We start from the raw sequence: 12,341 nt of genomic DNA on the forward strand, positions 1-12,341 counted from the left end.
TTAGTTGTAAGGAGCATCTACAGCAATACTTCCATCTTGATCAAATTCTAGTTTTTTAATAGTCATTCCATCATATTCAAAATTTCTACGAATTTGAGTAATAATGTCTCTTGGATTTTCATCATTTAAAATGTTAGCAATACCAACACCAATTTCAGGGTACTGTTTATACTCACCTTTTTGGGCAATTATAATGTGTTCTTGGTGCTGTAAAGTGGTATCAGAAATAACAAAATCTCCATTAACAATTAGTAAATCACCTGTCTCATCTAATTTAAAATCATTCATAATATTTAGTTTAAATTCTAATACAAAATTGCTTCAAGAATCTCGATTTCTAAAACCTAAAATCAACCATTGTGTAAAAAATCTGCAACCATTGCGAGTGAATCTACAAGCTTTGATAATCAGGTTGTAAGACCTGTGAAATCATCTGATATTTGCAGTGTCGAACAACTCAAGTTAATCTAAATTATATAAACAAAAGAGGGTTTAAAAAGGCAGTTTACCTCTCTAATTTATTACAGAGGAAACTGCAAACCCTACGGGGGAAATAATTAAAAAGTATGAGAAAAATTACACACATAGTTATTCATTGCACAGCTACCGTTCAAGGAAAACATTTTACTGCTGATAATATTGATACTTGGCACAAACAAAGAGGCTGGAAAGGTATAGGTTATCATTATGTAATTGGTATTGATGGTACTATTGAAGAAGGAAGGCCAGAGCATAAAATTGGGGCTCATGTAAAAGGTCATAACAGAAATACAATAGGGATTGTTTATGTAGGAGGTTTAAATAGAAGATTGGCTCCAAAAGATACAAGAACAAGAAAGCAAAAAAGAGCGATGAAAAACTTGTTATACATTTTAAAAGATAGATATCCAGAGGCTGAAATTGTAGGACATAGAGATTTTTCTGAAGACATTAATGGAAATGGAAAAATTGAGCCTTTTGAGTTTATAAAAGCTTGTCCGTGTTTCGATGTGAAAAAAGAATACAAGTGCTTAAATGAGTACTAAAAATATAAAATCGCTTTACAATTTATAAAGGCGAGTTTTAAAAAGCTTGTAGAGTTAAAGAAAGAAATAATTAACCATAAAAAAAATTGAAAAGACAATTGCTATAAAGTCTTCGATATGAATAAGTGGGATTACGCTTGCTCTAATTCTTACAGAAATAAATATGAATTTTTTAAACTAAAAATCCTGTAAAAAATGAATGGATTACCAAAAGTAAAAATTAATGTAAATAAAGATGGTTTAGGGCAGGTTGCTCAAACCCAAGACGGTGTGTCTGCTATGGTTTTAACTGGAGATTCTGTAACAAACGGAATTCAAGTTGGAACATCTGTACAAGTATTTAATTTAGATGAAGCGATAGAAAAAGGGATTACACAAGCTGATAACCCTTATGCATATAAACACGTACAGCAATTTTATGAAGAAGCTCCTAGCGGAACAGAGCTTTGGATTATGTTAGTTGATGCTACAGTAACTATGGAAACAGTAGTTTCTTCTGATCAAGATTATGCTAAAAAATTATTAAACGATGCAAAAGGAGTGGTACGTTTATTAGCAGTATCAAGAAAATCTGACGGAACAGCTACAATTGCTAACGGAGTAGATGCAGACGTAGATGCGGCAGTAGTAAAAGCTCAATCTCTTGTAGAGGGGTATGCAATTAATTATAAAGAAGTATCTGTAATTATTGATGGTAAAGATTTTACTGGAGATGTTGGTGCTTTAGAAGATTATAAGCAATCAGATAATGAGTTTGTTTCTGTAATGTTATCAAACACAGATGGAAGTAAGAATGCAGCAGTAGGTTTATTATTAGGAAGATTAGCTAAAGATCCAGTAATGAGAAATCCAGGAAGAGTAAAATCAGGTTCTTTACCAACAATTGATGCTTACTTTACTGACGGAAAAGCTATTGAGGCTTCAGAAGGAGCTTGGGATAGTATTCACGACAAAGGTTATATCTTTTTACGTTCATTCGTAGGTCGTTCAGGTTATTTCTTCAACGATGCGCCTACATGTACTACACAAAGTAACGATTTAAATAGTATTCCAAGAGTTCGTACAATTTACAAAGCAAGACGTGTTGCTTACGGAGTATTTGTAAATGAAATCTTAGATGAAATTCCTTTAGAAGCTAACGGTAGAATTGCACCTGCTTTAATTAAGAGTTGGGAAGGTTTAGTTGATAATGCAATTAACTTAACAATGACTCAAAATGGTGAAGTTTCTGGAGTTAGAACATTTATCGATCCTGCTCAAGATGTATTAGGAACAAACGAAGTAAGAGTTTCTTTAGACATTTTACCAGTAGGTTATGCTAAATACATCACCGTTCAATTAGGTTTTACAACCAACTTATCATAATCAAGAAAAACGTTTAACAATTTAATAATTAAGACAGAATGACATTTGATAGTAATAGTCCAGAATTTCGTTGGGCAGACGTACAAGTAGTAGTATTAGGAAGAACTATTACACGTATTAGAGGAGTGAAATTCTCAGTGAAAAGAGAAAAAGAATATTTAATGGCTAGAGGAGAAGATCCTCATGCAATTCAATACGGTAATAAAACACCAGAAGGAGAATTAACATTATTACAAAGTGAAGTAGAAGCTTTACAAAAATTATTAGCTCCTTATGAAGATTTAACTGATTTACCACCATTTGATATTACAGTTTCTTTTGTTAGAGCTTCTGAGCCAGAAAAGATTGCTACTTATAGATTAATCGGAGCTGAGTTTACTGAAGATAACAGAGAATTAAAGCAAGGAGATAAGTTCATGGAAATCACACTTCCAATCATGTACTTACGCAGGTTGGCTGCTTAATAACCAATGCATAATAAAGTGTTTGTTAGTACAAAATATTAGTTTTTTAGCTAGTGTATTTGTTTCATTCTATGGGGGCGGGGCTAAAGTGAGTCCTTCACGGAGTTTTCGCTCCCTTTTAACAACACTTTTACTTAAAGAATTAAAACATACATAAACTAAAAATTAAATAAAATGGAGATTACTCAAGAACAAATTAATAACTGGAAACAACAACACGGAGATGTATTTGAAATTTCTGTAGATGAAGCAAAAGGGTATTTAAAAAAACCTGATCGTAAAACGCTTTCATATGCAATGACAAATGCACAAACAAATCCGTTAGGTTTTGCTGAGGTTATCATGGAAAACTGCTGGTTAGGAGGTGATGAAGAGATTAAAGTAAATGATGGTTATTTCTTAGCAGCAGCAGGTCAAATAGACAAATTAATAGAGATAAAAGAGGCTGAGCTAAAAAAGTGCTAACGGGTGCTCAAGGGGACCCGAAATATAATTGGATTGGATATGTAGATACGCTTATGCAGTATCATTTAAATATAGACCCTTCTGCCCTAAGCGATAAGCAATGGGCAGAAAAGTTTAAACAGCTCGAAGACATTAGGCAAAAAGAAGCGAAAGCAAATCAAGTTTAATATGGATGAATTACTTAAAGTTTTAGAAGAATTGAAAACTACTTTTGAGAGTATTGTAAAGCCAGTTACAGATACGATTCAAAAGTTAGAGAAATTAGATGAAGGGGTTAAGGAAGTTGCAAAAAACACTAATGCTTATCAGGAAAGTTTAGAAAAACTTCAAGATGGGTTTGATGATATTCAAAAAGCAGCAATACAAACTCAAAATATTTTTGCTGGGGTAGGAAGTAAAATTGGAGCTGTTCTTTCTCCTGTCACTAGTTTTGTTACAAGAGTTGCTGATAGTATTGGAGAAAAAATCACTCCAAGATTAAATGTTTTAAAGAGGGGGATTGCTACAATGGCAACTGTAGCAGTTTTAAATTTCGGTGTAGTGTCTGAATCTATTAAAGGATTTTCAGACGGTATCAAAAATGGCTATATAAGGGCGGTTACATTAGCTGAAATTGGTTTGAAAAAAATAGGGGTTTTACCTATAATTAAAAATCTTTCTTCGGGTATAAGGAAAATTGGAGGAGCTTCTTTTGATATTCTCTCGGAAAAAGTTGGAAAATTAAAGAAGAGGTTCGGAGCGTTAAAAAATGTAATTAAAATACCTAAGATTAAATTTTCTGCATTAAAAAGTGGTTTTGATAAAGCTACTGAATACGTGAAAAAGTTTGTAAATGCTTTTGGAGATCAAAAGAAATTGAAAGCTCTAAATGATTTGTATACTAGTAAAGTTAGCAAAATAACAAAAGATGTTAATGCTAGGTTTAAAGCTGCGTTAGGTCCTATAGCGAATAAAATCATAGAGTTTGCAACAAAAATAGTAAACGGATTTGATAAGTTATACCAAGCAGCAGATCCAATAATTAATGCTGTGGTTAATCTTAGTACAGTAGTAGGAGATTTTTTAATCTCATTATTTGGAATGCAAGATGCAACTAAAGCAGCAACAGTTGTTTTGGATTCATTTAAAGCACTGATTGATTTTTTAGTACAACCTATTTCGTATTTAGCTCTTGGTTTAAAAATTGTTTTTGAAGCATTAAAACCGATAGCGCCCGTGATTGGAATTATTGCTGGTGTTTGGGCAGTTTGGAATGCAATTATGGCTGTGAGTCCTATTACATGGATTGTTATTGGAGTGGTAGCTCTTATAAGTGCAATTGCAATTGTTATAAAATATACTCAAGGATGGGCTACAGCTTGGCAAGGGTTTAAAGATATTTTAAGCGCTGTATGGAATCAGCTAAAAGAAAATTTCAGCTTTTTTATAGATTCAATAGTGTTTGGGTTTCAAAAAGCATGGTACAGTGTTTTGGATTTCGGACAGAGGACAGTTCAATATGTAAAAAACATTGGTAAGGCTATTCAATTAGCTTGGGACGGAAACTTTTCTGAAGCAAAAAATACCTTAAGTCAAAAAATAACTACGAGTGCAGAGGTTAGATTAAATGAGCTTGAAAAGGATAGAAGAGAACGAGTAGAGTCTTTTAATAAGAATACAGCTTCTAATGCACTTCAGGTGATGAATGGCGTGAAGAAAATGGGAAGCTTAACTTTCGATAAAAAAGCTTTTAACAAGGATTTAGCTGGAATTCAAAAAGGATTTAAAACGCCTAAAGCACCATCAGTAAAACCTATATCTCCATTAGGTGATGGAACTCCTAATGCAGCAAATCAAGGTATTTCTAACATTACAGATGGAGGAAAAAAACAGACTCATATAAATGTTCACTTTGATAAGTTGGTAGAGAATATTACCATTCAAACACAAACATTAAAGGAGAGTGTAAATGAAATGGAAGATGAAATAGTAGCGTCTTTATTAAGAGTATTAAACTCTGCTAACCAAATGCAAGCATAATCATGATAAATAAATTCGATCCAAAAAAATTAGTGCAGAAAGCACATAATCGAAAAGGAGCATCATTTGATACTTCATTTTTAAAAAAGAATGATAAAAAGGGGTTAAGTGATTCTAAAAACTTTTTAGGAATACCTTTTTTCATGGATGTTAATGTAAATGGTGAAAGATTGCCTAATGAGCCTTTATTGACTTTTAGTACTCAAAAACGAATTGTTCAAACAGTGGTGGTTGGAAGTGAAAATAGAGGAACTGTAAAAGAGTTGATCAGTGCAAATGATTTTAAAATAAAAATAGAAGGAGTTTGCATTGAACCTGGAAAGAAAGAGTATCCTATGAGTCAGGTAAATAAAATAATTACTCTTTGTAGGCAACAAAAAGCACTTGAGTTTGAAAATGTGTTGGCACGTGAATTAGGAATTACAAAAATTGTAATTACTGGTTACAATATTGATAAGATGGAAGGAAGACCGTATTCTCAAAAATACACCATTGATGCAATTAGTGACGATGATTTTTATGCAGAATTAACCAATAGATAAAAGGAAAGTAATGTTTGTTTTAGATTGTAAAATAAAAATAGGAGAGTACCTTTTTAAACGAGTGCATAATGTGCAGGTAGTGAAGTCGGTAGATTTACTTTCTGATACAGCGGTTATAAAAATGCCGGCAAGTGCTATGTTTAAATCTGGAGTAGAAGAACAAGAACGAAAGCAATTAGAAGATGTTATAAAAGCAGGAGATCCTGTTAGTATCACCTTAGCTTACAAAGGTGTTTTTGAAAATGAAGAGTTTACTGGTTTTGTAACAAGTATAAAGCCTAAAAACCATATTGTTACTATTGAGTGTGAAGATGTTTTATACTTTATTAGAAAAGCAAGAATCAATAAAAACTTTAAAAACACCACATTAAAAGAGGTTCTTAATTTCATTCTTTCAGAAACAAATCAAAAATTGCCAGAAGGTATTCCTCCTATAAAACTGGATAAAAATTCAGGAGAAATAAATTTTGATGCACTTCCTTTAAAAGATAAAAACGGAGCTCAAGCATTAAAAAAACTTCAAGACGAATACGGACTTTCAATTTTTGTTAATGATGCTAGAGAAGTGTATGCTGGTTTAAGAATGGGAACCAATGTTTCAGATGAATTGGCAAATTATCATTTGCAAAAAAATGTAGTAAGTCACGATTTGGAATATATGAAAGAAGAGGATGTAGAAATTTATGTGAAAGTTATTGGTGTTAAGAAAGATAATCAAAGAGAAGAAGTAATTATAGGAGAGCAAGAAGGAGAGCAACGCACGCTACATTTTTATAATATTTCTGATAAAGATAAACTCAAAGAAAGAGGGGAAGAAGAGTTAGAGAAATTGAAATATGAAGGGTATAGAGGTAATTTAACAGGCTTTTTTGTTCCTCATGTAACAAGAGGAATGGGGGTAACTGTAACAGATACTAGGTATCCTTCAAGAGGAGGAAGTAATAATGCAAATAATGAAGAAAACTTAATCCGATATTTTGTACCGAAAGTGACTACCACTTTCGGGCAAAATGGAGCGAGAAGAAAAGTTGAATTAGGGGCTGTAATTAGACCCAAAGAGACAATTGGATAGATATGAGTAGAGATAAAGATTTACAAAATGCTTTTAAACATTTAGTAGCTAAAGAGCCTCAAACATTTATTGCTACAGTTACTAAAGTAGATAAAGAAACTAAAACTATTGAAGTTGTAGATACTGATGGTTTTGATTACGATAATGTTCGTCTTACCAGTGTTATTAACGATGCTAATAAAGTAGTGCAATACCCTAAAGAAGAAACTACGGTTTTAGTAAGTAGAATTGGCGATAATGATACTGCTTTGTTTGTAAGTGCCATAAGTGAGGTTGAAAGTATTGAAGGAGATATTGAAGAAACACACTTTCATATAGACAAAGACGGGTATACGATTAAAAAAGGAACAGATAATGTACTGTTTACTATTGAAGATGAAGGATACTCCATTAAAAAAGGAGAGGAGAGTTTAAAAGAAGTTTTAAACGAATGGCAAGCAGAGTTTGGAAAACTATGTGATGAGGTCAGTAAAATAGTAGTGTCTATTGGAGTAACACCAAATGTTGGAGCAATTGCAGCAATTAAACAAGCGGTAACGGGTACTCTTAAAGATAAGTTAAACACCATTTTAAAATCGTAAAACTATGCCTTTAAATAAAGCAGGATTGGAAGCGCAAATAAAAAGTATTCTAGCGCCATCAAATAATACAGAAAATAATTATGAAAAAGTAGCCAAAGATTTAGCAAACGCAATAGATACTTATGTAAAAGGTATGACTATTACTGCTACTGGTTACCAAGCTACCCCTATTAATGTAATAAGTATAACGTAAAATGAAAGAGTTTTTAATTAATCACATAGATATTATTCTTGGGTATCTATTGGGTGCTGGTGGTATTATTAGCGCTTGGACTGAAAGGAAAAAAAGAAAACAAGAGATTGCTAGAGCAGAAACACAAAACCAACAACAAGTAGTGGATTTATATCAAGAAGCATTGGATGATTTGAAAAAGAGGTATGATGAAAAGTTTAATGAGTTAGAAACAGAAATTAAACAACTAAGGTTAAATCTAGATTTATGGAAAAGTAAATATCGCGATTTAAAAGATGAGTTCAATAAATATAAAAATACACACGAGAGTGATTTCTAGATCATTGTATGTGTTGTTTGAGTTTATATTTAAGTTAAAATGAGTTAATTGTAAAAAATAACTGGGTAACGAATCTTAATATCGTCATTAAATCAATCAAATAAAAGTAAAAAATGAAACTTAGTTATCTAGAGAAACCTTCAAAGATACCTTTGGCGTATCTTAATGCAACGCAAAATAATCTAATAGTAACCGAAACAATTGAAGTTATACTATCTGATGGAAGAATACTTGAAATTCCTGAAGGATATGTGGTGAAGTTGTCAGAAAAACCTAGCTGGCTAAAATGTGTTTTAAATCCATTTGGACCTTCATGTTTAGCAGCTTTAATCCATCATCGTTTATGGACAGAACAGGTGAGTGAAATAGAAAATTTTGGGTCAATTAGAGACGCTTTTAGGTTTTCTAATGAAGAGTTTTATCGTTGGAGCAAAAAATTAGTTCCAAAGAAAAAGTATGTGAATCTTATTAAGTATCGATTGCTAAATTCTTTTGCAATGTCTTATTACATCAAGCGAAAAACATTTTAGTATAAAAAATTAAAAGACAAATAATTATGAGCACAGTGCAACAAATAAAAGACAGAATGCTTTCTGTTTTAAAAAATGAGACTGTATTATCAAGCTTAAAATTACCAAGTAGTGAAAGTAAATCGGCAATATGGGATTTATACTTATACATTATAGCCGTTTGTTCGGTAGACTTACGTGCTTATTTTGACTCGCATAGAGAAGATGTGAATGCTACTATTAAAAACGAAAAGTATGGAACGTTACCTTGGTATAGAAGAAAAGCATTAGCCTATCAAGATGGTTTCGATTTGTTAGATGAAAGTGACAAATTTGATAATGGAAATGCTACAGCTAAAGAGATTGAAGAGTCTAAGATTATTAAACACGCTGCAGTAAACGAAGGAGATACTCCAGGTACTGTAATTATCAAAATAGCTACCGAGAAAAACAATGTGTTAAAACCTGTAGAAGAGGAGATAGCAGATGCTATTAGAGTCAAGTATTTTGATAATATAAAAATAGCAGGTACGAGAGTTGTGGTGATTAACTCTTCTCCAGACAAGTTGTATTTAAACATGAAAGTACAAGTAGATCCATTAGTGTTTAAGTTGGATGGTACTTTTAAAAGAGATGGAACAAGACCTGTAGAATCAACCATTTTACAGTTTTTAAAAGAGCTTCCTTTTGATGGAGAATTGGTTTTACAAGATTTAGAGTTGCGCTTACGTCAAATTGAAGGAGTAGAAATTGCTGAAATCTTAACAGCTGAAAGTAGTTGGATTAATCCGAATACAAACACCTATAGTGTTCCTTCTTCTATTAATTCAAAGCGAATTCCTGAGAGTGGTTATTACGAAGTAGTATCATTTAATACAATTAAATATGTGGTATAAAATTGATTTTAATAGGTGGGCTATTCAATTGTTACCTACCTATTTAAGAAAACCAAAGATCCAAGCATTTTTAAAAGTATTAATGACGCCTATAAACAAATTGTATGATGAGTTTTTAAAGGCAAGAAAAGAAGATGCAGTTTTTTTAACACATAATAGTCAGGTGTGTTATTTAAGGAAAGCGCTAAATGATACGTATGATAAATCACAGCGAAGAATAAATATTATAGACGGAAATAAGTTTGCTAGACGCTATGTGTACACAAGAGTTGAACAACGACCAGTTTTTTTTGGTAAAATATTTATCAATTCGAGAGATCAGTACGCTGATACTGGTGTGGATTTTATGGTTGAAATTCCATCAGAAGTAAAAAGAATAAAAGGAGAAATAGAAATAAGGGCATTTATCAATCGATTTAATGCGGCTACAAAACGATATAATTTAATAGAAAAATGAACAATATAAATTTTCAACAGAGTATAGGGTTTCCATTAGAAACGAATACGTTTCAAGAAATGCAAGAAGCCTACAGAATGTTCAATGCAATTGGAGATTTAGCAGGAGATAAAACCATTATTAAAGGTTGTGTACAGAACGGACAGAATATTAGTGATGGTATTATTTATTTGAATGGAGAGTTATTTGAGTTTAGAGGCGGTGTTAGGCAGCAATCTGTAGTTATTAAAGAAGAAGTTACTCAAGTAGAATTTGAAGATGGAGAAAATAAAGACACTTATTTTAATAGATATGTTGAGTTTGGAACTGGTTTAGATACTTATCCATGGAGTGATTTTAAAAGAGTAGATAATTTAGTTCAGGTTAAACAGTCTTTTGCGGATGTTAATAATGATATAGCTAGCACAAATACCTACATAAGTAATGTAGACGATGATGTTGAAGCTAATAGATCGAGAATTACCAATTTACAAACTGATTTAGCTGCGACTAAAATTAGGGTTACTGCTTTAGAGAATAGAGTAACACAGCTTGAAAATCAAACTATTCATAAAGAGGTAAAGTGGGTTGGTAGAGATGTTACAAATGCAAGTTTACCGCCAAAATGGTTTATTGCAAATGGACAAAACGGAACTGATAATATTCTTGGTAGAATGATTGTTGGTAAAGATACTAGTCAATGGGAGTTCAATTCTGTAGGAAAAAGAGGAGGAGCTAAAACTCATACATTAACTATTAATGAGATGCCAAGACATAGGCACAGGCAAAATATAGTGAATGATTCTGTAAATGGATCCAATAATATCTTAGATCATTTGGTGAATAATACAAGTAATAATGATGAATCATTTAAGCCTCATGGTTATACAGATTATGTAGGTGGAGGAAGAGCACATAATAACTTACCACCTTACATTACAATGGTTCCAATTCAGTATATACAATAATGCAATTAGAAGAATTAACAACCTATAAAGTTTATGAAAAATCAAATAATAATTCGTAATAATCAATCACTGTTTGATATTGCTATTGAAACCACAGGTGTCGCTTCTAATGCATTGTCAATAGCTAAAGCAAATGATTTAGAGCCTACAGAAGTTTTAAAAGTAGGGAATACGCTAATAATTCCTGAAAGTTTGACAAAAGATACTGCTATTAAAGATTACTATTCTCAGAATGATATTCATCCTGCTACAGGTCTTACAAAAAGTGAGATTGATATTATTGATGGACTTCAAGGTATAGGTTATTGGGTAATTGATAACAATTTTGAGGTTACTGAAAATAATGAAGGTGAGTTAACTTTAGTTAGACCAGGAGGAAATGATTCAGCAGGCATCGTTCATAGGTAGTGAAATAGAAATAACAATCTTTCAAAAAAAATTATAATGAAAACAAGTGTAGATATTTTAAAAAGCTGGTTTCAAACAGGAGATAAACCTTCTGAAAGTCAATTTTCAAATTTAATAGATAGCTTTCATCACAAAGATGATGGTCAATTAATAACTAATTACAAGTTATTTTCAAACGGTAATTTATCACTTACTTTTTCTGATGGTATAACTGCTAATATTCAAAGATTTGCATTGCCAAATACAATGCCTCTAAATTTTATTGAAGGTTTAGTAGATGCTTTAAATCAGAAGGTAACAAAAACTCAAGGAAAAGATCTTTCTGATGAAAATTTCACATTAGAGTTAAAGCAAAAGTTAGAAGAGTTAGAGAATTACGTGCATCCTGATTTTCATCAAATAGAAGAAATAGAAGGTCTTCAAATATTGTTGGAAAGTAAGATGGATAGAGATGGGTTAAAGCAATTAACAGATGAAAATTTTACCTTAGAAGAAAAAGAAAAGTTAGCAGAATTAGAAAATTATACACCTCCAAGTTCTCAGCCAATTAGCTATATAGAAACATTGCAAGATACATTAGATGTTATTGAGCAAAATATAGATAATAAAGTAGAAAAAGAGGATGGAAAAGGATTGTCTGCAAACGATTTCACAAATGAAGAAAAAACAAAGTTAGCAGGTTTAACTTCAGTAAATACATTTGGAAGTATTACAGATGGAGTTAGTACGATTACAGCTTCTGAAGCTTCTGAAACCTTAACTTTTGAAGGGGTAACTATTGATGAAGATACTAAAGTTATTAAAGTTGCATCTAGTGGTTTAAAATTTAATGATTATGATGTAGCGAGTATTACAACTGATGCAACTTTTGATAATTCTGTTGTAAATGCATTAAGAAGTCTTTCTATTAATGTTACTGATGGAAATTATAGTATGGGTGTATCTCCAAGAAATGGAAGTGTTGTTAATTATACTATTCCTGACGGTTGGAAAACAAATCCAGAAGACTTTTCAGAAATTATTTTTAGAGATCATCTTATAGTGTTAAAAGGAGATCAAACCATCACATTTTACTAGTT

The 12,341-nt window shown here is 31.9% G+C and carries 17 protein-coding genes; 16 read left to right on the plus strand and 1 reads right to left on the minus strand.

Annotated elements, in window-relative coordinates:
* Window positions 1-288 carry an oxidase gene (locus tag EYW44_RS04465; protein ID WP_132722474.1) on the minus strand — a complete coding sequence of 96 codons (288 nt, stop codon included), beginning with the start codon at window positions 286-288 and terminating at the stop codon, window positions 1-3.
* A gap of 278 nt (window positions 289-566) precedes the next feature.
* On the opposite strand from EYW44_RS04465, the gene EYW44_RS04470 reads away from it, so the two are divergent.
* The 16 genes from EYW44_RS04470 (at window position 567) to EYW44_RS04545 (ending at window position 12,339) form a co-directional block, all read left to right on the plus strand.
* Window positions 567-1,025, plus strand: coding sequence for an N-acetylmuramoyl-L-alanine amidase (locus EYW44_RS04470; RefSeq protein ID WP_132722475.1), 459 nt, complete (start codon window positions 567-569; stop codon window positions 1,023-1,025).
* Window positions 1,026-1,220: 195 nt separating this feature from the next.
* A complete protein-coding gene (locus tag EYW44_RS04475) occupies window positions 1,221-2,390 on the plus strand; it encodes a DUF2586 family protein (RefSeq protein ID WP_132722476.1) in 1,170 nt (389 codons plus the stop codon).
* A gap of 38 nt (window positions 2,391-2,428) precedes the next feature.
* A complete protein-coding gene (locus EYW44_RS04480; RefSeq protein ID WP_132722477.1) occupies window positions 2,429-2,854 on the plus strand; it encodes a hypothetical protein in 426 nt (141 codons plus the stop codon).
* 174 nt (window positions 2,855-3,028) lie between these two features.
* Window positions 3,029-3,319, plus strand: a complete 291-nt coding sequence (locus tag EYW44_RS04485) for a hypothetical protein (RefSeq protein ID WP_132722478.1) — start codon at window positions 3,029-3,031, stop codon at window positions 3,317-3,319.
* A gap of 168 nt (window positions 3,320-3,487) precedes the next feature.
* Complete coding sequence (locus tag EYW44_RS04490; RefSeq protein WP_132722479.1) at window positions 3,488-5,338, plus strand: phage tail protein; 1,851 nt, start codon at window positions 3,488-3,490, stop codon at window positions 5,336-5,338.
* A 2-nt stretch (window positions 5,339-5,340) separates the two neighbouring features.
* Complete coding sequence (locus EYW44_RS04495) at window positions 5,341-5,880, plus strand: DUF6046 domain-containing protein (protein ID WP_132722480.1); 540 nt, start codon at window positions 5,341-5,343, stop codon at window positions 5,878-5,880.
* Window positions 5,881-5,890: 10 nt separating this feature from the next.
* A complete protein-coding gene (locus tag EYW44_RS04500; protein WP_132722481.1) occupies window positions 5,891-6,952 on the plus strand; it encodes a late control protein in 1,062 nt (353 codons plus the stop codon).
* Window positions 6,953-6,954: 2 nt separating this feature from the next.
* A complete protein-coding gene (locus EYW44_RS04505) occupies window positions 6,955-7,533 on the plus strand; it encodes a hypothetical protein (RefSeq protein ID WP_132722482.1) in 579 nt (192 codons plus the stop codon).
* Window positions 7,534-7,537: 4 nt separating this feature from the next.
* Window positions 7,538-7,726 (plus strand): hypothetical protein, encoded by a 189-nt coding sequence (locus tag EYW44_RS04510; RefSeq protein ID WP_132722483.1) that lies wholly within the window; start codon window positions 7,538-7,540, stop codon window positions 7,724-7,726.
* A 1-nt stretch (window position 7,727) separates the two neighbouring features.
* Window positions 7,728-8,045 carry a hypothetical protein gene (locus EYW44_RS04515; protein ID WP_132722484.1) on the plus strand — a complete coding sequence of 106 codons (318 nt, stop codon included), beginning with the start codon at window positions 7,728-7,730 and terminating at the stop codon, window positions 8,043-8,045.
* Between the two features lie 113 nt (window positions 8,046-8,158).
* A complete protein-coding gene (locus EYW44_RS04520) occupies window positions 8,159-8,575 on the plus strand; it encodes a hypothetical protein (protein WP_132722485.1) in 417 nt (138 codons plus the stop codon).
* A 26-nt stretch (window positions 8,576-8,601) separates the two neighbouring features.
* Window positions 8,602-9,450: a nucleotidyltransferase gene (locus tag EYW44_RS04525; protein WP_132722486.1), complete on the plus strand. Its 849-nt coding sequence runs from the start codon at window positions 8,602-8,604 to the stop codon at window positions 9,448-9,450.
* Window positions 9,440-9,907 (plus strand): hypothetical protein, encoded by a 468-nt coding sequence (locus EYW44_RS04530; protein WP_132722487.1) that lies wholly within the window; start codon window positions 9,440-9,442, stop codon window positions 9,905-9,907. Before EYW44_RS04525 ends, EYW44_RS04530 begins: the two co-directional genes overlap by 11 nt.
* Entirely contained in the window at window positions 9,904-10,854 is a 951-nt protein-coding gene (locus EYW44_RS04535; RefSeq protein ID WP_132722488.1) for a phage baseplate protein, read from the plus strand. Before EYW44_RS04530 ends, EYW44_RS04535 begins: the two co-directional genes overlap by 4 nt.
* Window positions 10,855-10,887: 33 nt before the next feature.
* The gene (locus EYW44_RS04540) at window positions 10,888-11,262 is read left to right on the plus strand and encodes a hypothetical protein (RefSeq protein WP_132722489.1); all 375 of its coding nucleotides are present in this window, start codon (window positions 10,888-10,890) and stop codon (window positions 11,260-11,262) included.
* A gap of 36 nt (window positions 11,263-11,298) precedes the next feature.
* On the plus strand, window positions 11,299-12,339 hold the full coding sequence (locus EYW44_RS04545; protein ID WP_132722490.1) for a hypothetical protein: 1,041 nt from the start codon (window positions 11,299-11,301) through the stop codon (window positions 12,337-12,339).
* Window positions 12,340-12,341: the final 2 nt, after the last annotated feature.

Origin of the sequence: Tenacibaculum sp. M341 (assembly GCF_004337695.1) — a bacterium.
In the GTDB taxonomy this organism is placed as follows: domain Bacteria; phylum Bacteroidota; class Bacteroidia; order Flavobacteriales; family Flavobacteriaceae; genus Polaribacter.